Here is a 22,589-nt window from a genome sequence, read left to right on the forward strand (position 1 = left end):
TCACACCTCCGGATTGCCCAGTGCCTCGGCCGCTCCCAACAGCCCGGTGTAGGGCTCTGTGACCACATAGACCGGCGTGAACTCCAGCAACGGGCGCATTCTGCCTTTATCCTCAAAGCCGTTCCGGAAGGGACTTTCCAGAAAGAAATCGAGGAAACGGGGCAGGATTCCACCGCAGAGATAAACACCACCGATGCTACCCAGGGTCAGAACCCCATTGCCGGCTACCCGACCGAGGATTTCACAGAAGTGGCGGAGCGTGTGTCGCGCCAGGCTGTCGGTGTTTTCCACCGCAGCCGCGGTGATTTTTTCCGGCGCATCCAGTGGGGCGGCCACGCCCTGGATCTCGGCATGGGCCTGATACAGATTCAGCAGGCCCTGACCACAAAGAATACGCTCTACCGACACCCGCCCAAATCGGGCCTTGAGAATCCGCAGCACCGCCATTTCGGTATCATCGGTGGGGGCGAAATCCACGTGGCCGCCTTCGGTCATCAACGGTACCCAACCATGCTCAATGGGCACCAGGCCCGAAACACCGAGCCCGGTTCCAGGCCCCATAACCAGTCGGGGGCGAAGGCTGTCACCCGGCCCACCACACACAGGCACAAGGTGTTCGTCCGGAACATGGGGAACGCCGAGCGCCATGGCGGTAAAGTCATTGATCACCTTGAACCTGGACCAGCCGAACTGCGCCCGGACCTCTTCGATATCAAAGCGCCAGTGATTGTTGGTCATGCGAACCTGGGTGCCTCGAACCGGTGAGGCAACGGCCAGACAGGCTCCATCCACCTCTGAAACTCCGACCCGGGCCAGGTAATCCCGCACGGCGTCATCGAGATTGGTGTATTCCCCGCAGGGCAGAATCTCGATAGCCCCGGGCTGCACACTGCCCTTCTCTACCAGTGCGAAACGCGCATTGGTGCCGCCGATGTCACCGACCAGTGAGTAATGTGTTGCTGTCATGCCTCATGATTCCAGAAAAAGCTGGCCCCTTCCTCGGGATTGCTGGCCGAACGTCGCATCCAGCCAAACAATTCCCGACCATAGCCGTGATGATACCCGGTCAGGTCCGCATTTTCAGAATCCCGGCCGGCAAACTCCTGCTCATCCACGCGGACGGCAAGAATCCCCTTTTCGGCATCCAGACAAACCTGGTCACCATTTTTGACCTTGGCCAGCGGCCCGCCATCCAGCGCCTCCGGGTAGACATGGATCGCCGCGGGCACCTTGCCCGACGCGCCGGACATACGGCCATCCGTCACCAGTCCGACCTTGAACCCGCGATCCTGCAACACGCCCAGGTAAGGGGTAAGCTTGTGCAGCTCTGGCATGCCATTGCTCTTGGGTCCCTGGAACCGCACGATCACAATGCAATCCCGATCCAGGTCGCCGGCCTCGAAAGCTGCCTTTAGTTCGTTCTGGTCGTTGAACACCACGGCCGGCGCTTCAACTATCCGGTGTTCCGGAGCAACGGCAGAAACCTTGATCACGCCCCGGCCCAGATTGCCATCGAGCACCCGTAGCCCACCATCGGGTGCAAACGGCTCCGCAACCGGGCTCAGCACATCCGGGCGAAGGCTTTTTTCCGGCGCCGGCTTCCACACCAGCCTCTCATCCTCCAGCTCCGGCATCTCGGTATAGCGCTCAAGGCCATAGCCCACGACCGTGTTCACGTCATTGTGCAGGTACCCGCCGCTCAGCAGCTCCCGGATCAGGAACGGGGTACCTCCCGCCTCGTGAAACGCGTTCACGTCTTCCTGGCCATTGGGGTAGATGCGGGTCATGGAGGGGACTACGGAAGAAAGCTCGGCGTAGTCGTTCCAGTCGATGATGATACCGGCAGCCCGGGCAATGGCGATCCAGTGAATGGTGTGATTGGTGGAGCCACCGGTAACCAGCAGCGCTACCAGCGCATTGACGATGCTCTTCTCATCCACCATATCGCCAAGACCAAGCTCGCCTCCGTGAGGCTTCGACAATTTGATCACCTGCTCGGTTGCGGCACGGGTGAGCTCTTCGCGCAGCGGGGTATTGGGATTTACAAAAGCCGATCCCGGCAAATGCAGCCCCATGACTTCGACCAACAGCTGGTTGCTGTTGGCGGTGCCGTAAAACGTGCAGGTGCCGGGGCTGTGATAGGACTTGCTCTCGGCCTCCAGCAATTCTTCCTTGCCAACCTTACCCTCGGCGTAAAGCTGTCGAATCCGCTGTTTTTCCTTGTTCGGCAGCCCTGAAGGCATCGGGCCTGCCGGAACCAGAATGGTAGGGAGATAGCCGAAGCCCAGCGAGCCGATCAGCAGGCCCGGAACAATCTTGTCGCAGATGCCCAATAGCAGCGTGGCATCAAACATGTTGTGGCTCAGGGCCACGGCCGTACTCATGGCGATGGTGTCCCGGGAAAACAGGCTCAGCTCCATACCCGGCTGGCCCTGGGTTACGCCATCACACATGGCAGGCGTGCCTCCGGCCACCTGGGCCACGGACCCCATCCCCCGGGCCGCCTCCCGAATAACATCGGGGAACTTTTCGTAAGGTTGGTGGGCCGAAAGCATATCGTTATAGGCCGTTACCATGGCCACATTGGCCTTGTTCATGAACTTCAGGGTGTCTTTGTCGCCCTGACTACAGGCCGCAAAACCGTGGGCCAGATTGCCGCAGGACAGAGAACTCCGGTGCGGGGATTGGGCTTTGAGAGCGTTCATGCGGTTCAGGTAATCCTGCCGCGTTGAGCGACTGCGCTCAATAATTCTCTGGGTAACCTTGTCTACGGTCGGGTGCATGGTGGGCTCCATTGCATAATCTATTAGAGTGGTCGTTTTTAGATGTAATTTTACTTTCTTTTTTTAGCATTACCACCGTTTAATCGTTCATTTATTCTTTTTTTGTTGTTATATTTACTACATTGCTGAGGTTAAACGAACAAAAAACGACCACCCAAGGAGTCAGACGATGACAATCCGTATCGCAATCAACGGTTTTGGCCGCATCGGTCGCAATGTTCTCAGAGCATTGTATGAAAATAACTACCGGAGCCAGCTCCAGGTTGTTGCCATCAACGACCTTGGCGACGCCGAAACCAACGCTCATTTGCTCAAGTATGACAGCGTTCATGGCCGATTTAACGCCGACGTCAGTCACGACGCAGAATCCCTGACCGTTAACGGGGACCGGATTGCCATTACCGCTCTCCGCAACCCCGAAGAACTGCCCTGGAAAGACCACCGTGTTGATGTCGTTTTCGAGTGTACCGGCCTCTTCACCAAACGCGACAAGGCGGCTGCACACCTGACGGCCGGCGCCCGCAAGGTTATCATCTCGGCACCCAGCCCTGATGCGGATGCCATCGTGGTATACGGCGTGAACCACGAAACACTGACCGCCGACCACGACATCATCTCCAATGCGTCCTGCACCACAAACTGCCTGGCTCCGGTGGTTGAAGCCCTGCACAAGACCATTGGTATCGAGAGTGGCCTGATGACCACCATCCACTCCTACACTAACGATCAGAAGCTGAGCGACGTCTACCATTCCGACCTCTATCGGGCACGCTCAGCCACCCAGTCAATGATCCCAACCAAGACCGGCGCCGCTGCCGCCATTGGCAAGGTCATTCCGGAGTTGGACGGCAAACTCGATGGCCTGGCCGTTCGCGTTCCCACCATCAATGTGTCACTGGTGGATTTCGGCTTCATTGCCAGCCGGGAGACAACCGCAGAGGAAGTCAACGAAGCGGTTAAAGCGGCGGCCGAGCAGAACCCGGTTCTTGGCTATAATATCGAGAAGCTGGTCAGCGTGGACTTCAATCACAACGCGCTCTCCAGCATCTTTGACGCCAACCACACCCGCGTTCTGGGCCGTCACGTAAAAGTCATGGCCTGGTACGATAATGAATGGGGGTTCTCGAACCGCATGCTGGATAATGCACTCGCCCTGATCAAGGCCGGCCAGTAAAACTGGCCGGCCCAGCTGATTCCGCTACCCTGCTCGAGACCATTTTGAAGAACCAAAGGACACAAACCATGCTCAGGCGTACCAAGATCGTCGCCACCCTCGGCCCCGCCACTGACTCGCCGGAATCCCTCGCAGCTATAATTGCCGCCGGAGTAGACGTTACCCGACTGAACTTTTCCCACGGCAGCGCCGAGGAGCACATCGGACGAGCCCGCCGTGTCCGCGAAGCGGCTGCAGCCCAGGGCCGGTTCGTCGCGCTGCTCGCCGATCTGCAGGGCCCCAAGCTTCGCATCGCCCGCTTTGCGGAGAACAAGGTCACCCTTCAGGCCGGCCAGACGTTTATCCTCGATGCTGCCATGGACAAGGAGGCCGGTACCGAAGAAAGAGTCGGGATCGATTACGAGCAACTGATCGAAGATGTGGAACCGGGCGACATCCTGGTTCTCGATGACGGTCGCATTGAGATGGAAGTTCAGTCGGTCGATGATCACAGCATCACCTCCACTGTTCTGATCGGCGGCCCGCTCTCGAACAACAAGGGCCTGAACAAGCGTGGCGGCGGCCTGTCTGCTGAGGCACTGACTGAGAAGGACAAGCAGGACATCGTCACAGCCGCCAAACTCGGTGCCGATTACGTGGCGGTTTCTTTTGTTCGCACCGCCGAGGATATGCACATCGCACGGCGCCTGCTTAAACAAGCAGGATCTGACGCCGGCCTGGTCGCCAAAATCGAACGGGCGGAACTTGCCGACGATGTGGAAGCCCTGGACGCGGTCATCGAAGCCTCCGATGCCGTGATGGTTGCCCGCGGCGACCTGGCCGTGGAAATCGGAGACGCACAGCTGGTTGGCGTCCAGAAGCACATCATCTCCCGCGCCCGGGTTCTTAACCGCGCGGTGATCACGGCCACGCAGATGATGGAGTCGATGATCACCAGCCCGATGCCAACACGAGCCGAAGTCTCAGACGTTGCCAACGCGGTGATGGACTACACCGACGCGGTGATGCTCTCTGCCGAGACCGCGGTGGGTGATTATCCGAAGGAAGCCGTGGAAGCCATGGTGCGCATCTGCCTGGGTGCCGAGAAGCATCCATCGATGCATCAGTCCAAGCACCGGATTCACGAGAGCATGGAAGCGGTGGACGAGGCCATCGCGCTTTCGGCCATGTACGCCGCCAACCACCTTGAGGGTGTCTCGGCCATCATCTGCATGACCGAAACCGGCGCCACACCGAGGTTGATGTCGCGCATAAAGTCGAGCCTGCCAATCTTTGCGTTTTCGCGCCATCACTCCACGCAGCATCGGGTCGTTTTGTTCCGGGGCGTTCAGACGGTGCCTTTCGATTCTGCCAAGATCCCGAACGAGCGGACGAATGCGTTGGCGGTGTCGGAGCTGGTGAACCGGGGGGCAGTCAAGGATGGTGATCTGGTGGTGATTACCAAGGGTGATTATGTGAATGCCCAGGGTGGGACCAATACCATGAAGATTGTTCGCGTTGGGTCGGATATTCGCTGATTCTCTAGCTTCTCTGGCTATAGCCCGCTGTCTTCGGTGCATGGGCTCGTAGCCTGAGGCTGTGTGCCGGGCGGCAGTAGGGTTCCCCTTTCCAAAAACCGCTACGAGCACATCCATGTGCGCTTGGCTGTGGCCATCCTTGGCCACAGACATTTTTGGAAAGGGGAACCCCACTCCCTCCTTCAGAATTTTGCAGTTATCTCTGCGTGACAGTTTCTCGAGTATTGCGAACTTACGACGAATTCTCGCGTTATCGGAGATTATGCCAAGCGCTTTGGGGCAGGGCTTCCGGGAATGTCGCTGGCCAGGGACGGCCAGCGCCAAGCGCACATGGGTGAGGCGGAGCGTTTATGAAGCGAAGCTTCATGCGACAGACGAACGACAGCAATCTGTGATTGCTGGCTGGACCCCGAAGGGGTGCTCGTAGCGTTTCCCGGAAGCCCTGCCCCAAAGTGCGTCCACTCCAAAACTTCCAGTCTGGAAAACCAAGTCGGAAATCAGAGATCAGCAAGACTCCCACGCGCAATCTCGGTGATCTGCGCCCAGTCTCTGGCCGCCACCACATCCGCAGGGGTCAACCAGGTGCCACCAACGGCCTGGACGTTACCGAGGGACAGGTAGTCGGCTGCGGTGTTTCGGCGGATGCCGCCGGTTGGGCAGAAGGTGACATCCGGGAAGGGGCCGCTGAAGGCTTTTAGGGCCGGGATGCCGCCGGCGACTTCGGCAGGGAAGAATTTGAATTCGCGGTAGCCGAGGTTATAGCCCACCATCATCTCGGAGATGGTAGCGATGCCGGGCAACAAAGGCGCTTCAGAGGTCACGCCGAATTCCAGGATGGCTTCGGTCACGCCCGGGGTGATCACGAACTGGGCGCCAGCGGCTTCCACCTGCCGATACTGCGCAATGCTGGTCACGGTACCTGCGCCCACCCAGGCGTCCGGGATGGCTTTGCGGACTTCTTCGATGGCTTTGAGGCCGTGTTCGGTGCGCAGGGTGATTTCCAGGACGTTGATGCCGCCATCAACCAGTGCCTGACAAAGCGGCACGGCGTCTTCGAGCTCTTGGATAGCGATAACTGGCACCAGGGGTGAGGATTGCAGTACTGCCCTGACGCGCTCGCGATGGTAGTCGGAAAGTTGATTCATGGTTTTCTCCATAACAAAGGTCGGGCGTTTCAGGGGCTCCAGAACAACTGGAGGCCAGGCTTGAGGAAAGCTCTGATGGGCATTTCGAGACCCTTGTCCGGTTCGGACAGGGCATGCTCCAATGTTCGCAGCTTGTCTTCACCCTTCAGATGCAGTGCCTTGAAGCGGGCATCTCTCAGGGGCGGCCAGGTCAGTGTGATGCGCTTTTGGGGTTGCGACGCGGGCGTAGCAGCGGCAACGATGTCCTGACACTCGGGATCCATGGCACTCTTCAGCTCCGGTGCATCCGGGAACAGCGACGCCGTGTGGCCGTCGTTGCCCATGCCGAGAATCAGTACGTCGATGGGCAGGGCCAGATCCGCCAGCTCGGCCTTGACCCGTTCCAGGCCTTCGGCAGGTGTGGCACCGGGCTGTTTGAGCGACAGGAATCGGGCCGACGCCGCCTGGTTCTGCAGCAGATTCTCCCGAACAAGACGGGTGTTACTGGCGTCATCGCTTTCGTCCACCCAACGCTCATCCGCCAGCAGGACGTCTACCCTGCCCCATTCCAGATTCTTGCTGGAAAGCGCCTTGAAAAATGGCAGCGGCGTGGAGCCGCCGGATACCACCAGGCTCGCCCTGGGCGCCTCTCTCAGGCGGGCAGCCAGAAACTCTGCAACCGCATCCGCAAGATTCAGGGCCACAGCCTCAGGCGTTTCACCTGAACAGTCGCGAACACCCTGGGGCAAGCGCAGATCAGACATCTTCATACCAGCTCCTCCCATCCCGGGTGATCATGGCGATGGAGGCAACCGGCCCCCAGGTTCCAGCGGCATAACGCTTGGGCGGTTCGCCGCTGTCTTTCCAGTTCTGGATAACCTGGTCTACCCAGCGCCAGGCGAACTCCACCTCGTCACGGCGGACAAACAGGTACTGGTTGCCTTTCATCACCTCCCACAGCAGACGCTCGTAGGCGTCGGGTATCCGGTCGGTGGCAAAGGTCTCCGAGAATGTCAGCTCCAGCGGGCCCTGGCGCAGGCGCATGCCTTTGTCCAGACCCTGGTCTTTGGTGAGGATCTTCAGGGCCATGCCCTCATCGGGCTGCAGTCGGATGATCAGCTTGTTGTTGGCCAGGTGTTTCTGGTCGGGATCAAAGATGTAGTGCGGGGCCGGTTTGAAGTGGATGATTATCTGAGACAGCTTCTCCGGCAGGCGCTTGCCCGTGCGAATATAAAAAGGCACGCCGGACCAGCGCCAGTTATCGATTTCAGCTTTCAGGGCCACAAAGGTTTCAGTAGCACTGCCCTTGTTCGCACCTTCCTCTTCCAGATAGCCGGGCACCGGTTTGCCGTTGCTGGTGCCGGCGGTGTATTGCCCGCGCACCACATAGCTGTCCATCATGTTCGGCGTTATCTGCTTCAACGCCTTGAGCACTTTTACCTTTTCATCCCGGATACTGTCCGCGGACAGATCGGAAGGCGGATCCATGGCAATCAGACACAGCAGCTGCAACAGGTGATTCTGGATCATGTCCCGTATCTGGCCGGCTTTGTCAAAATAGCCCCACCGACCCTCGATGCCCACGCTCTCGGCTACCGTGATTTCCACATGGGATATATGATTCTGGTCCCATTGCGAGGCAAACAGATTGTTGGCAAATCGCAGGGCGATCAGGTTTTGGACGGTTTCCTTGCCCAGGTAATGATCAATCCGGAACAGCTGATTCTCGTTATAGACCTCGCCCAGCTCATCGTTGATCACCTTTGAGGACTCCAGGTCGTGGCCGATCGGCTTCTCTACCACCACCCTGGTCTTCTCGGTACAGCAACTGGCGGAGCGCAAGTTTCGGGCTATAACACCATACATGGACGGCGGGGTGGCCATGTATACGATGAGCTCATTGTTGGCGTCATCCCGCCAATCGTTGAGCACACCAAAGGCCTCCGGTTCGTTAAAATCCAGAATCTGGTAATCAACCCGTTTCAGAAAAGACTTGGCCAGTTCACCGTCGAACTCCTCCGGCTTTACATGCTGCTTCAGCTTGTCAAACAACTGCTGGCGCACGGTCTCGGTATCCGCCTCTGTGCGGGCAATGGCCAGCACCCGGCTACCGTCGGCCAGGAGGTTGGCTCGCTCCAGCTGGTACAGCGCCGGAAACAGTTTTCGCTGGGCGAGGTCCCCCAACGCTCCGAATAGCATGAGGTCACAACGGGTATTGATCTTGTTGACCATTGGTTCCTTCTCTCTGGTGGGCAGTCCGTCGCAAAAAATCGACGACCGGACTCAATGTAGTAATTTTAAACAAATAATGACATTCAAAAATCAATATTCCAAGAAAAAACTGCTTTTCGTGATACTTTTACTACCCCAAAACCGGTAAAAAAGCGGTATAATCACCGCGTTTTCAAGACACCGACCGCCCATGATTCAGGGAGTACCATTGATGGCCGCGAACCAGGCGCACCGTGACGACAATCTGCTTGAGGACATCCAGTCCAGGCTGGACAGCCTTAACAAATCCGAGCGCAAAGTGGCCGAGGCCATTCTCCGCGACCCCAGCGCGGCCACCCGTTACAGCATAGCTGCACTGGCCAGAGCCGCCGATGTAAGCGAGCCAACGGTCAACCGCTTCTGCCGGGGTTTCTCTGCCACGGGCTTCCCGGATTTCAAAATCCGCCTCGCCCAGAGCATTGCCACCGGCACCCCTTACATCGGCCAGAATGTGGAGCCGGATGACACCGTTGCCGAATTCGCCGACAAGATCATGCTCAGTACCATTGCCAGCCTGGACAAAGCCCGGCAGGCGCTCGACCCGAAAGCCCTGGCCACCGCGATCGATTACCTGATCCAGGCCAAGCAGATCAATTTCTTTGGCATGGGCGGATCTGCGGCTGTGGCCATGGACGCTCAGCACAAGTTTTTCCGCTTCAATATCCCGGTGATGTCTTACGACGACGCCTTGATGCAACGTATGGTTGCGGCCGGCGCCAACGTCGGTGACGTAATCGTCCTTATTTCCTATACGGGCCGCACCCGGGAAACTGTCGATATCGCGCAACTGGCGCGGGCAAACGGCGCCACTGTGATTGGCATCACTAACCCCGACTCACCCCTGGCGGAAAGCTGCACGGTGGTACTGGGCGTGACCGCTCCGGAGGACACCGAGGTCTACATGCCAATGTCTTCACGCATCATTCACCTCAGCGTTATCGACATCCTGGCAACCGGTGTAACCCTCAAACGCGGCGCGGATTTCCTCGGGCACCTCAAGAAGATCAAGGAAAGCCTCAAACCAACACGCTTTCCGCCGAGCTGAATACAACCAAAAGAAAGATAGCAAAGCGAACAACAGAGGGGCTCCTCCTCCTACGCCCCTCCTCCCCCTGAAAACTCCCCCCCCAAATTCTTCGGGGCGGATGATGTACTACCTCCTAGGTTACAACACTATGAAATCCGGTTTCCCAATGTCTGATTGGCAGAAGCTGCAATCGCGGGAACCGGAAGCCTGATCCGGCCATTGCCAATCCAATCTCGGCATCCGGAGATTCCGCTTCCCTGACATTTAAAAAAGATAAAAAGCACAGGACACAGATGATGCAAAACAAAATGCGCTTTACCGCAAACAAGCTTCCCCTGGCTGCCGCAATCACCGCCGCAGTCCTGGCAACGCCAGCCGTTGCTGTCGATTTCCATGGCTATGCCCGGGCCGGCGTGTCCACCAATATTGGCAGCGGTGGCGAGCAAACCTGTTTCGGCAGCGGTTCCACCGGCCACTACGTTGGACGTCTGGCCGATGAGTGCGACACCTATTCTGAACTGTCACTGGGTGATGAACTCTTCAGCCAGGACGGCAAAACCTTCCGTTTTGATTCCATGCTGGCCTACAGTGCCAACCGCCAGGGCAACGACTACCAGGCCCTGAACGGCTTCAACAACATCAACAACGTGGATTTTGGTAACCAGGAAACCACGTCGAACAGTTCCGACCCCTACGGCGGTGGTGATATTGCACTTCGCCAGCTCTATGTATCCGCCAATAACGTGATCGAATCACTGCCCGGGGCCACCCTGTGGGCCGGTAAGCGATTCTACAAGCGGAAGGATATCCACCAGCTGGACCTGTTCTATGTCAGTAACGCCGGCTACGGTGCCGGTGTCGAAAACATCACCGCGGGCCCCGGCCAACTCTCGCTGGCCTATACCAACTCCGATACCAGCGACGGTGACAACTTTGTCCAGAACAACAAGGTCGACGTGCGCTATTCCTTCCCTCTCGCAGGCGGCAACAATCTGGAGCTGATCGGCATCTACGCCATGGCCGACCTGACCGACGCCCAGGAGGACGCCGGAATAAATGATGAGAACGGCTATTTCTTCACTGCCGAGTTCTCTTCCGGCGTGATGGGCGGTTTCAACAAGTTCGCGGTTCAGTACGGCGCCGATTCCATGGGCTTTGCGCTGGCAGAGAATGCCAGTGGCGGCCGGGTAGACAACGGCAACGTGGCCGGCTACTTCGAATCCAGCTGGCGCGTACTCAACCACGGTGTGATCAAGCTTGGCAAAGGCTGGGACCTCGGCCACTCAGTTGTCTACGAGCAGGCTGAATCTCATGACCCGTCCGCCAAAGACGGCGAGCGTCTGAGCATCGTTGCCCGCCCGATCTACAACTGGTCGCCGGTCATGAGCACCGCAATCGAAGTGGGCTACAGCGATACCGACCGCCCCTGGTTCACCGAATCCCAGGATCTCGGTAAATTCGCAATCGCCCAGCAGTGGCAAGCTGGCCCCGGATACTGGGCGCGCCCGGTCATCCGTGCCTACGCCGCAACCTTCTTTGGTGACGAAGCCGAAGGAGCCCGCGGTGGTGAAGGTGTCGATGGAGATATCCAGATCGGCGCCCAGATCGAAGCCTGGTGGTAAGGCTCTAAAACCCACACTCTCGTTGGACCTCCTCTGGGCCGGCTTTTGCCGGCCCCTTTTTTTGCCTGCTGAACCCTTTCTACTACCCCAGCACTATTCCATCTACGCCCCGAAAAATTGCCCGCCGAAGGATGTCCTTCCGGCCTTATCACGCAACTATGAATCTGACCCAAAAGGGTTCAAAGCCAAACAAAAACAATGGAAAAGGGGATTTCCCATGCCTGAGCAAAAACTGGTTGCAGGCAGCCTTGCACTGGCGTTTTCGCTGGTGCTGGCCGGCTGCAATTCCGGAAGCGACAACCCTGCGCCGGACGACGGCACCGGTGGTGGCGGCCAGACCGATGCACTCCTCGAGCCGGGCGAAAACGAAGCGCTGCTCTATTACAAACGACCTGACGAAAACTACAGCGGCTGGGGCCTGCACCTCTGGAACAACCCGGCGGACGGCTGCGACGGCCTTGCCGAGGGAGTTCCAACAGAATGGAGCAGCCCCCGGTTGCCCGATGGTATCAGCGACACCTACGGTGCCTGGTACCTGATCCCGATACGCGAAGCCGGAGAGTGCATGAACTTCATCATGCACAAGGGCGACGAAAAAGACCTCGGCGGCCTTGACCACCGTTGGCACTTTGGCGCCCTTGGCGATCGCATCTTTACGCTGAGCGGCAGCCAGGAATTGTCGCAGACTCCGATTGAGGCAGAGGCTGTCACCATCGCCGGAGCCAAGGCTCACTGGCTCGATGAAACCACGGTAGTAATCAAGGACGCAGGCAGCCTGGCCCGGGTTGAACTGCTGCATGACCAGAATGCGCAAATCACCGTTACCGAAAACGAAACGCTTGACGGCGGACAGCCCTTGGCGCTCTCTGCAACGTCTCTTGCCCCTGCGCTTGCGGAGAAATTTCCGCACCTGAGTGGCTGGCCAGCCTTTGAGGTTCAGGCAGGCAACTCTGATATCCAAACCGCCCTGAAAGGCCAACTGGTCGCCGCCGGCTTTAACAGCAGCGACGATCTGGTTATGGCCACCGGCGTCCAGATCCCGGGGGTGCTGGACGATCTGTTTGCCTATAACGGAGACCTGGGTGCCGTGATAGACGGCGCTGACGTGGACTTCGCCGTCTGGGCACCCACCGCACAGTCATTGCGTCTGCACGTTTTCGACGATTCAGGCACGCTGCTTCCGGGCTATCCCGTCAGCATGACTGAGACCGATGGCGTCTGGACGCACAGCGGAAATTTTGCGGAACTGGATCAGCAGTTCTACCAGTACGAAGTGACTGTCTACCATCCCAGAACGGGCGCCATCGAGACCACGATGGTTTCAGACCCCTATGCACTCAGCCTCTCAACTAACGGCCAGTATGCCCAGATTGTGGATCTGGCAAGCAACCACAAGCCGGCAGGCTGGGACTCGCTGTCAACACCGGCCATGCTGGCTCCGGAGGACGTGGTTGTCTATGAAACCCACATTCGTGATTTCAGTGCCACCGACGAAACCCTCGATCCGGCACTGAGAGGCAAATACCGTGCATTCACCGCGCCAGCAGACGGCAGCGTCGACAGTGTCGCGCACCTGAAATCCCTGGCCGATGCCGGCGTCACCCATCTGCATCTGCTCCCAGCTTTCGACATTGCCACCGTCAACGAAGATCCCACCGGGGTTGTCGACATCAACGATGATTTCAGCCGCCTGTGCGATCTGTCCGACGAGGCTGCCAGCGCCTATCAGGCATACTGCGCCAGTGGCAAAACGATTCGTCAGGTGCTGAGTGCATTCGATCCGCTGACTGGGGACGCCCAGGCCCTCTACAACACCTTCCGCGATCTGGACAGCTTCAACTGGGGATACGACCCGGTACATTTCACCGTTCCGGAGGGCAGTTATGCCTCCGATGCAGACGGCACCCAGCGCATTCTGGAGTTTAGGGAAATGGTGCAGGCAGCTACTGCGCTTGGCCTGAACGTGGTCATGGACGTGGTGTACAACCACACCAACTCATCCGGGCTTGCCGAAAATTCTGTCCTGGACAAGCTGGTTCCCGGTTATTACCACCGCCAGAATCCGGAAACCGGAGCGGTCGAACAATCCACCTGCTGTGAGAATACCGCCAGCGAGCACGCCATGATGGAAAAGCTCATGGTGGACTCACTGGTAACCTGGGCCGACCATTACAAGATCTCCGGTTTCCGCTTCGACCTCATGGGCCACCATATGCTCAGTAATATGGAAAAAGCCCTCGCAGCGGTAAAGGCGGTCGATCCTGACACTTTCTTTTACGGAGAGGCCTGGAACTTCGGCGAAGTGGCCAACAATGCCCGCGGGCAAAATGCCATCCAGGCGAATATGGCAGGCACCGGCATCGGGTCTTTCAACGACCGGCTTCGGGATGCCGTCCGTGGTGGTGGCCCGTTTGACGGCGGCGATGCCATCCGCGCTAACCAAGGCTTCGGCAACGGCCTCTTCACTTTTCCAAACGACCGCAACACTGGCAGCGACGACGAGAAAAACCGCCTGCTCCAGGTCAGTGACTGGGTGCGCATCGGTATCGCCGGCAGCCTGAAGGATTTCAGCTTTGAAACTGGCAACGGAGAAATCCTGAGCGGCGGCCAGATCGACTACAACGGGCAGAATGCCGGCTACACCGACGATCCCCAGGAAATCATCAACTACGTCTCCAAGCACGACAACCAGACCCTGTGGGACAACAACCAGTATAAGGCGGATTACGCAGCGACGACCATGGAGCGGGCACAAATGCAGGTGGTCAGCCTGGCCGTGCCCATCCTCAGCCAGGGCATCCCCTTCCTGCACATGGGTTCGGAGTTGCTGCGCTCAAAATCCATGGAACGGGACAGCTACGACTCCGGCGACTGGTACAACGAAGTGGACTTCAGTTACCAGAGCTCTGCCTGGAACCGGGGTCTGCCTCGTCAGGACAAGGACGGCTCAAACTGGGATCTGATCACCGAAGTGATTCAGTCAGCAGGCGCGGGTGCGGCGCCTACACCTGAAGCGATTGCCTACACCAACCAACAGGTCCGCGAGCTTCTGACCGTCCGCAGGGACTGCCCGCTGTTCCGCCTACAAACGGCCGAGGCCATCCAGAACCGGTTGCGGTTTCTGAATACCGGCACAGGCCAGATTCCGGGAGTGATCGGTTACAGCCTGCTGGATGACACTAGTAACGGCCTGCCCGACCTCGATGCCGCCAACGATGAGATTGTCGTCGTTATCAACGCCAGTAATAGCACCCAGACCCTGAGCACGGGGCTGAGCGGAACCTTTGCTGTTATGGCGGACACATCACCAACAGAGACTGCGAGCGCATCGGGCGGCGATTTCTCCGTTCCGGCGCTTTCCGTTGGCGTCTTTGCCCGCTAAACAGCGGCTGCTCAGACAACGATATGGCCACCGGTTGGCCCGGTGGCTTCTACAAAAAGAAGGAGAATACCCATGAACATGAAACTCCATACTCTCGCGCTCGCTTCCGTCCTGGCCGTCACTGGTTGTGCAACCACCGGAGGTGAGCGGGATTACAGCGAATCCCTTTATCTCAGAGGCCAGTTTGCCTGGTGGGATGCACTCCCCGAATACAAGGTAAAGAAGGTCGACAGCGGACTGTACCGGACTGAAGTGGAACTGAAAGCGGATGGCCAGCCTTACGAGTTCAAGTTTGGCGATGCCAACTGGAGCAGCGGCACAAACTGCGGCTATCTCTCGGAGGCCGACGACAAGGTGGTGGAGCTCGACACGCCGGTAAACGCGAACTGTTCCGCCGTGTTCGAGAACTTCCGCTTTACCCCGCCGGAGTCGGCGGTCTACGGTTTTTTCTTTGACACCTCCGGTGAGGTGCCTCAGGTCTACATCAAGAAGGCCGAATAACAGAAAAGCCCGGGCATAGGCACCGGGCTTTTCGCTTTCTCTGGGCGCCATTAGGCGCCCTCTTTCATGGAGCGGACATCAGGGTCTCTCGACCTCTGCCCGATTCCTCAGGAACTGCTGGTAAGCGGCGTATTCACGCTGGCCTTCAAGCGACGCCAGGAACTCACGGAGCTGGTTCAGCTCGGTGCTTTCTTCGGCCACCTGACCGTCGGTAACCTCGTCCAAAGCGATCACTGCGGCTGAATGCGGCGTCACAGCCTTGCCGTAACGGGCATCGTCGGCAGGACGGGGCAGAGAGAAAACCTGTTGCATGATGGCAGGCCCAACATCCGAGGCGTTCCTGGCAAGACCCTCATAGCTCGCCCACTCTCCAATACCCTCGGGGGTATTGCCAGCTTCAAGCTCAGCGATAACCGTATCGGCCCTTTCGGAGAGCGCTTCACGGGTCTTGCGTTGCTCAAGCGTGGCACGGATCTGATCACGAACCTCGTCAAGCGGCAACTGCTCGGCCTCGTGGTACTCACGAACCCGCGCGACAACGGAGACGTTGTCACCCACATCAATCAGCTCGGTATTGTAGCCGGCCTCCAGGACATCCTCGGAGAACAGCTGTCGAACCAGGCCGGCATGATCAAATGGAGCCTGGCCACCGTCACGGGTGACGCCCGTGGCCTCTCGCACTTCCAGGCCCAGTTCTTCCGCAGGGCCGGCCAGGTCATCGGCTGCATAGGCAGAGTCGGCAAGTTCGGCACGGACTTCCGCAAAACGCTCCCTGGCCTGTTCGCGAGCCAGTTCACGACGGAGTTGCTCTTCCATTTCAGCCAGAGACGGCACCTCGGACTCTCTAACATCTTCCAGACGGATCAGATGGACACCGAAGGACGTACGAACCGGCTCGGAAATCTCCCCTTCCTCAAGGGCAAACAACGCCTCCTCAAAGGCCTCGGCGTAAATACCGCGGCCAGCGTAACCCAGATCGCCGCCGTCCTCCGCAGAGACGGTGTCAATCGAATACTCCCGGGCCAGATCGGCAAAGGATTCACCGGCCGCCAGGCGCTCCTGGATCGTCGCCATGGTTTCGTCTGCTTCACTGCCGTCTTCGATCAGGATGTGCGACGCACGACGCTCCTCGCTCGCCAGATCAGCCGACCGCCGCTCGTAATAGGCCTGAAGCTCCGCATCGTCAATTTCGATGCTCTCAGCGAGGGCACCCTGGGACAAGGTAATATAAGCGGCATCGACCCGCTCCGGCTTCTGGAACGCCCCTGAATTCTCTTCATAGAAGGTTTCGATGTCGGCGTCCGTAACCGAGATGCTATCCGCCACGGAACTGGCGGGAATATCCAGTACCCGGAAGCTCCGGGTCTGATTCTGGATCTGGAGCAGTTGCTCGGCGTTTTCATCGGCAACCAGACCACTCTGGACGATGCCGGCACGGATCTGGTTAACCACGTACTGCTTGCGCATGGCTTCCCGGAACTCACCGACACCCATACCCATGTTGCGCACCGTGGAAACGAAACGGTCACGGTTGAACTGTCCATCCACCTGGAACTGCGGCATCTGGGTGATCAAGGCATCGATATCCGCATCATTGAGTTCCAGACCCTGTGCGTTGGCGTCCTGGATCAGGACCTGCTCCTGGATCAGGGAATCCAGTACATCCGTGCGGATCTGGTCTTCATTGAGCATGGAAGGATCGGGGGTTTCCATTCTGGATAGCCGGCGCTGACTCTCCATCTGCACCACGCGGAGAAACTCCCGCTCGGTAATATCCTCGCCGTTGACCGTTGCCACCTCTGGCTCGCCAGAGAAGCCGCCAACAATGGCGTCCATTCCCCAGATGGATAGCGACACAATCAGAAGACCAATGATGATCTTGGCAATCGTGCCCTGGGCATTTTCCCGAATATCTTGAAGCATGTTTCTCCCGGATCCCTGTTCAAGGTCGTGCAGTGTAATTCGTTTCAGCGCGCTGTTACAGGCGGACCTAACGTAAAAAGGCGCACCCTGAGTGGAATGCGCCTTGAATTCTTCTTGGGTGGCCCCCTGTGACAGGAGCCACCGGAGAAAGAACCGTTACTTAACGGCGTCTTTCAGGGCCTTGCCTGCTTTGAACCCAGGCACTTTGGAGGCCGGAATCTTGATCTCGGCACCAGTCTGCGGGTTACGACCGGTACGAGCAGCACGCTCTTTAACGGAGAAGGTACCAAAACCGATCAGAGTTACCTGATCGCCTTTTTTCAGGGCACCGGTGATGGAGTTGGTCATTGCATCCAGAGCACGGCCAGCGGCGGCTTTGGAGATATCTGCGGACTCTGCAATTGCATCGATAAGTTCGGACTTGTTCACACTAAACCCCTTCGATTTCAGGTTGAAGATGTTATAGGTTGGTTTGTTTTTTCTCGGACGTTCTCGACTATCGCATAAGCGGTCAGAGAATTCCATTCTTCAGTTTTCTTATTCCTTTCGGCTTTATACCGGCATTCGGAATAGGCACTAACTGCGCGGGAGCCCTTGGTATTGGCTGCTTCACGGCGAAACAGTTATACCAATGGGCTCTCTGGCATGTCAACAACTCATCAAGGCTTTAATGTGTATTTATGCGTTCTGACGCGTCGCCTTCATCATCACGCGGCTTGCCGGACCCGGTTTCCGGGGAGGAATCCTCAACCCTTGGCTCGGGCGGATACGCCAGCGCAATGTCGAGCACTTCGTCTATCCACTTCACCGGCCGTATCTCCAGTGACTCCTTGATGTTCTCCGGTATCTCTTTGAGATCCCGAACATTTTCATCAGGGATAATCACCGTCTTGATGCCACCCCGGTGTGCTGCAAGAAGCTTTTCCTTCAAGCCGCCGATGGCCAATACACGCCCTCGCAGGGTAATCTCACCGGTCATTGCCACGTCAGCGCGAACCGGAATCTTGGTCAATGAAGAAACCAGGGCTGTGCACATGCCGATACCCGCACTCGGGCCGTCTTTCGGCGTGGCACCTTCCGGCACATGGACGTGCAGATCGTGTTTCTCGTGGAAATCATCGGCAATTCCGAGACCGGGTGCGCGGCTGCGAACCACCGTCAAGGCCGTCTGGATGGACTCCTGCATAACATCGCCCAAAGAACCGGTCTTGACCACCCGGCCCTTGCCCGGTGTGAGCGCACATTCAATGTGCAGCAGTTCGCCGCCCACCTGGGTCCAGGCCAACCCTGTCACCTGACCAATCTCGTTCTTTTCCTCGGCGAGGCCGTACTTGAATTTCTTGACCCCCGAGTAGTCCTCGAGCATGTCCTGAGTCAGGGTCACAGACGCCTTTTCACCACTCTCCACATGGTCGCGTACCACCTTGCGGCAGATCTTCGCGATCTCACGCTCCAGGCCGCGCACGCCGGCTTCACGGGTGTAGTAGCGGATCAGGTCGCGGAGAGTATCCTCGGGCAGCTTCAACTCGTCCTTGCGCAGCCCGTTTGCCTTGATCTGCTTGGGCAACAGGTACCGCAGCGCAATGTTGACCTTCTCGTCCTCGGTGTATCCGGGGATACGGATGATTTCCATCCGATCCAGCAGCGCCGGCGGAATGTCCATGGAGTTGGAGGTGCACACGAACATCACATCGGAGAGGTCGTAATCAACTTCCAGATAGTGATCGTTGAACGTGTGATTCTGCTCCGGATCCAGAACCTCAAGCAGCGCTGATGCCGGGTCACCACGGTGATCCATGCCCATCTTGTCGATTTCATCGAACAGAAACAGCGGGTTTTTCACCCCCACCTTGGACAACTTCTGCAGAAGCTTGCCCGGCAGCGCACCGATGTAGGTTTTCCGGTGACCACGGATTTCAGCTTCATCCCGAACGCCGCCCAGGGCCATGCGGGTGTATTTCCGATTGGTAGCGCGGGCGATGGACTGCCCGAGTGAGGTCTTACCGACACCAGGAGGTCCCACCAGGCAAAGCACCGGGCCTTTGACCTTCTTCACACGACTCTGAACCGCCAGGTATTCCAGAATACGCTTCTTGACCTCATCCAGGCCGTAGTGATCTTTATCGAGGATCTCCCGGGCTTTTTCGATGTCGTGACGGACACGGCTTCGCTTCTTCCAGGGAATGGCCAGCATCCAGTCGATGTAACCCCGAACGACGGTTGCCTCCGCAGACATCGGCGACATCATCTTGAGCTTGTTCAGTTCGGTTTCGGTTTTCTTGCGGGCTTCTTCCGGAAGGCCGGCTTCCTCGAGCTTCTGTTCCAGTTCTTCAAAGTCGTTATTGCCTTCGCCCAGGTTACCCATTTCCTTCTGGATAGCCTTCATCTGCTCATTCAGATAGTACTCGCGCTGGCTGCGCTCCATCTGCTTCTTGACGCGGCCACGGATGCGTTTCTCGACCTCAATCAGATCGATTTCGCCGTCGAGTTTGCCCAGCAGAAGGTCCACGCGCTTGCGGATGTCCAGAGCTTCCAGGAGTTCCTGTTTTTCAGGAATACGCATTTCCAGGTGCGCGGCCATGGTGTCGGCCAGGCGCTCCAACTCTTCAATACCGGTAAGCGCATTGGAGACTTCAGAGGGTACCTTCTTGGAGAGTTTTACGTACTTTTCAAACTCATCCATCAAAGTCTTTACCAGAACCTCCTGCTCGCGCTCGGGCAAGCCTTCTTCATCCATAAGGACTGCGCCACCGGACAGGAATTCGCCCTCGGTGATGTCGCTGATGGTGGCTCGGGCGTTGCCCTCTACAAGCACTTTGACTGTGCCATCGGGCAGACGGAGCATTTGCAGGACCGTGGCCAGGGTGCCCATCTCGAACACATCCTTCGGGCCGGGTTCATCGGTGGAAGCGTCTTTCTGGGCAACCAGGAGGATTTCCTTGCTTCCTTCCATTGCGGCTTCCAGAGCCTGAATGGATTTTTCTCGGCCCACAAACAGCGGGACCACCATGTGCGGAAACACCACTACGTCACGCAGCGGAAGCAGCGGGTACTCTTGCACGGCATTTTCGGGTATACGGGTCATTGGGAATCCTCTGACGGTATTTCTTTCAGCATATCACCCTTCATTGGGGCGCCCGCAAAAATTGCAATCTTTTTACCAAACGAAACAGGGCAGGAAACTCGGGATACAAAACGCGAAAAGGGGCGTCACCGCCCCTTTTCATTTGAACCACTGAACAACGCTCAATCTTCAGGCACAGCCTTGGCGTGATCACTGCTCGCGTAGATCTTGAAGGGCTCGGAATCCCCGCTGATTACGCTTTCGTCGATCACCACCTTGGTGACGTCATGCTCCGAGGGAATCTGGTACATGGTATCCAGCAGCGTCGCTTCCATAATGGAACGCAAACCACGGGCACCCGTCTTGCGCTCCATGGCCTTACGGGCAACGGCCCGCAACGCGTCTTCGCGGAAATCGAGCTCGACCCCTTCCATATCAAACAGCTTCTGGTACTGCTTGGTCAGGGAGTTCTTGGGCTCGGTCAGAATCTGAACAAGCGCTTCCTCGTCCAGTTCGTTGAGGGTTGCCACGACCGGCAAACGACCCACGAACTCTGGAATCAGGCCGTATTTTACCAGATCCTCAGTTTCCACGTCCTTGATGACGTCGCCCGTGTTCTTGGCATCATCCTGACTGGCGACCGATGCAGAGAAACCAATACTGTTCTTTTCAGTACGCTCGCGAATCACCTTGTCGAGGCCCGCAAAAGCGCCACCGCAGATAAACAGCATGTTGCCGGTATCAACCTGCAGGAATTCCTGCTGCGGATGTTTGCGACCACCCTGCGGCGGGACCGACGCAACCGTGCCTTCGATCAGCTTCAGAAGTGCCTGCTGAACACCCTCGCCGGAGACATCCCGGGTAATAGACGGGTTGTCTGACTTGCGGGAGATCTTGTCAATCTCATCGATATAGACAATACCGCGCTGGGCCTTGTCGACATCGTAATCGCACTTCTGCAACAACTTCTGGATGATGTTCTCGACATCCTCACCCACGTAACCAGCTTCGGTCAGCGTGGTTGCGTCGGCAATGGTAAAGGGAACATTCAGCATCCGCGCCAGGGTCTCTGCAAGCAGAGTCTTACCACTGCCGGTCGGGCCGATCAGCAGGATGTTACTCTTGCCGAGCTCGACATCACCCTTGCCCTCGCCGTAACGAAGACGTTTGTAGTGGTTATAGACCGCAACGGACAAAACCACCTTGGCCCGGTCCTGACCGATGACGTACTCATCAAGGGTATTGCGGATCTCGGCCGGTGTGGGAAGGCGATCGCTCGGCTCTTCCTGCGCGTTCTCCTGGATCTCTTCCCGGATAATGTCGTTGCACAGGTCGACGCACTCGTCGCAGATGAACACCGAGGGCCCTGCAATGAGCTTTCGGACTTCATGCTGGCTCTTTCCACAAAACGAGCAGTAGAGCAACTTGCCGTTATCGTCGCCCCTGCCGTTTCTTTCATCTGCCATTGAAATACCTCTGATCTCGTTTTGCCGGCGTCACTGCCTGATACGCCGGCCAAGTATGATGCGATTACTTCCAGTATTATTTATTCGGTACGCGCTTATCAAGTATTGAATCAATCAGCCCATACTCTTTCGCCTGCCCCGGATCCATGAAGTTGTCACGGTCGGTATCCTTGGCGATGGTTTCTAGATCCTGCCCGGTATGATGGGCCAGGATGGAGTTCAGGGTATGCCGGATCTTCAGGATTTCCCGGGTGTGAATCTCAATGTCCGTTGCCTGCCCCTGGTAACCACCCAGCGGCTGATGAATCATGACACGGGAGTTGGGCAAACACGCCCGCTTTCCGGCCGCACCGCCGGCGAGCAGGAATGCCCCCATGCTCGCAGCCTGACCTACACACAGGGTCGCGACGTCCGGCTTGATGAACTGCATGGTGTCGTAGATGGACATACCCGCAGTGACCGAACCGCCCGGGCTGTTGATATAAAGATGAATGTCCTTGTCCGGATTCTCAGACTCGAGGAACAGGAGCTGGGCCACGATCAGGTTCGCCATGTGGTCCTCTACCGGGCCCACCATGAAGATTACCCGCTCCTTGAGCAAGCGGGAGTAAATGTCGAACGACCGCTCGCCGCGAGCTGTCTGCTCGATAACAATCGGCACCAGTCCTGAATTGGTAACCATTGCGGGACCATCGATTGGTTTCTGCGTCATGATGCGCCTGAACTCCTTATGGA

General features: G+C 57.7%; 16 protein-coding genes. 6 read left to right on the plus strand and 10 right to left on the minus strand.

Going from position 1 to position 22,589, the window contains the following annotated elements; all coding sequences use genetic code 11:
* Together glk and edd are read right to left on the minus strand one after the other, a co-directional pair.
* Window positions 1-966 carry a glucokinase gene (glk, locus tag WA411_RS08065; RefSeq protein ID WP_291907050.1) on the minus strand — a complete coding sequence of 322 codons (966 nt, stop codon included), beginning with the start codon at window positions 964-966 and terminating at the stop codon, window positions 1-3.
* Window positions 963-2,783 carry a phosphogluconate dehydratase gene (gene edd, locus WA411_RS08070; RefSeq protein ID WP_291907047.1) on the minus strand — a complete coding sequence of 607 codons (1,821 nt, stop codon included), beginning with the start codon at window positions 2,781-2,783 and terminating at the stop codon, window positions 963-965. The genes glk and edd overlap by 4 nt, the downstream gene beginning before the upstream one ends.
* Window positions 2,784-2,952: 169 nt before the next feature.
* Between edd and gap the strand changes: the two genes are divergently transcribed.
* On the plus strand, window positions 2,953-3,957 hold the full coding sequence (gap, locus tag WA411_RS08075; RefSeq protein WP_291907044.1) for a type I glyceraldehyde-3-phosphate dehydrogenase: 1,005 nt from the start codon (window positions 2,953-2,955) through the stop codon (window positions 3,955-3,957).
* A gap of 68 nt (window positions 3,958-4,025) precedes the next feature.
* Entirely contained in the window at window positions 4,026-5,474 is a 1,449-nt protein-coding gene (pyk, locus tag WA411_RS08080; RefSeq protein WP_291907042.1) for a pyruvate kinase, read from the plus strand.
* 497 nt (window positions 5,475-5,971) lie between these two features.
* On the opposite strand, the gene WA411_RS08085 is transcribed toward pyk, so the two are convergent.
* The 3 genes from WA411_RS08085 to zwf are packed head-to-tail and all read right to left on the minus strand — an operon-like array spanning window position 5,972 to window position 8,830.
* Entirely contained in the window at window positions 5,972-6,619 is a 648-nt protein-coding gene (locus WA411_RS08085; RefSeq protein WP_136630106.1) for a bifunctional 4-hydroxy-2-oxoglutarate aldolase/2-dehydro-3-deoxy-phosphogluconate aldolase, read from the minus strand.
* 29 nt (window positions 6,620-6,648) lie between these two features.
* Complete coding sequence (pgl, locus tag WA411_RS08090) at window positions 6,649-7,362, minus strand: 6-phosphogluconolactonase (RefSeq protein ID WP_291907392.1); 714 nt, start codon at window positions 7,360-7,362, stop codon at window positions 6,649-6,651.
* Window positions 7,355-8,830 (minus strand): glucose-6-phosphate dehydrogenase, encoded by a 1,476-nt coding sequence (gene zwf, locus WA411_RS08095; RefSeq protein WP_136630105.1) that lies wholly within the window; start codon window positions 8,828-8,830, stop codon window positions 7,355-7,357. Before zwf ends, pgl begins: the two co-directional genes overlap by 8 nt.
* 211 nt (window positions 8,831-9,041) lie before the next feature.
* On the opposite strand from zwf, the gene WA411_RS08100 reads away from it, so the two are divergent.
* The 4 genes from WA411_RS08100 (at window position 9,042) to WA411_RS08115 (ending at window position 15,401) form a co-directional block, all read left to right on the plus strand.
* Window positions 9,042-9,914 carry a MurR/RpiR family transcriptional regulator gene (locus WA411_RS08100; RefSeq protein WP_069183306.1) on the plus strand — a complete coding sequence of 291 codons (873 nt, stop codon included), beginning with the start codon at window positions 9,042-9,044 and terminating at the stop codon, window positions 9,912-9,914.
* Window positions 9,915-10,189: 275 nt separating this feature from the next.
* On the plus strand, window positions 10,190-11,518 hold the full coding sequence (locus WA411_RS08105; RefSeq protein WP_291907034.1) for a carbohydrate porin: 1,329 nt from the start codon (window positions 10,190-10,192) through the stop codon (window positions 11,516-11,518).
* A gap of 217 nt (window positions 11,519-11,735) precedes the next feature.
* Window positions 11,736-14,900 carry a pullulanase-type alpha-1,6-glucosidase gene (gene pulA / locus WA411_RS08110; protein ID WP_291907031.1) on the plus strand — a complete coding sequence of 1,055 codons (3,165 nt, stop codon included), beginning with the start codon at window positions 11,736-11,738 and terminating at the stop codon, window positions 14,898-14,900.
* Between the two features lie 72 nt (window positions 14,901-14,972).
* On the plus strand, window positions 14,973-15,401 hold the full coding sequence (locus WA411_RS08115; protein WP_209396955.1) for a hypothetical protein: 429 nt from the start codon (window positions 14,973-14,975) through the stop codon (window positions 15,399-15,401).
* A 78-nt stretch (window positions 15,402-15,479) separates the two neighbouring features.
* On the opposite strand, the gene WA411_RS08120 is transcribed toward WA411_RS08115, so the two are convergent.
* From WA411_RS08120 to clpP, 5 genes are all read right to left on the minus strand, one after another.
* Entirely contained in the window at window positions 15,480-17,324 is a 1,845-nt protein-coding gene (locus tag WA411_RS08120) for a SurA N-terminal domain-containing protein (RefSeq protein ID WP_291907028.1), read from the minus strand.
* Window positions 17,325-17,480: 156 nt separating this feature from the next.
* Complete coding sequence (locus tag WA411_RS08125) at window positions 17,481-17,753, minus strand: HU family DNA-binding protein (protein ID WP_008174603.1); 273 nt, start codon at window positions 17,751-17,753, stop codon at window positions 17,481-17,483.
* A 238-nt stretch (window positions 17,754-17,991) separates the two neighbouring features.
* Window positions 17,992-20,409 (minus strand): endopeptidase La, encoded by a 2,418-nt coding sequence (lon, locus tag WA411_RS08130; RefSeq protein WP_291907007.1) that lies wholly within the window; start codon window positions 20,407-20,409, stop codon window positions 17,992-17,994.
* A 161-nt stretch (window positions 20,410-20,570) separates the two neighbouring features.
* Window positions 20,571-21,854: an ATP-dependent Clp protease ATP-binding subunit ClpX gene (gene clpX, locus WA411_RS08135; protein ID WP_008174598.1), complete on the minus strand. Its 1,284-nt coding sequence runs from the start codon at window positions 21,852-21,854 to the stop codon at window positions 20,571-20,573.
* A gap of 76 nt (window positions 21,855-21,930) precedes the next feature.
* Entirely contained in the window at window positions 21,931-22,566 is a 636-nt protein-coding gene (gene clpP, locus WA411_RS08140; RefSeq protein WP_069183301.1) for an ATP-dependent Clp endopeptidase proteolytic subunit ClpP, read from the minus strand.
* Window positions 22,567-22,589 lie beyond the last annotated feature (23 nt).

Origin of the sequence: Marinobacter sp. CH_CUG1437-1 (assembly GCF_037029655.1) — a bacterium.
Lineage (GTDB): Bacteria > Pseudomonadota > Gammaproteobacteria > Pseudomonadales > Oleiphilaceae > Marinobacter > Marinobacter salsuginis.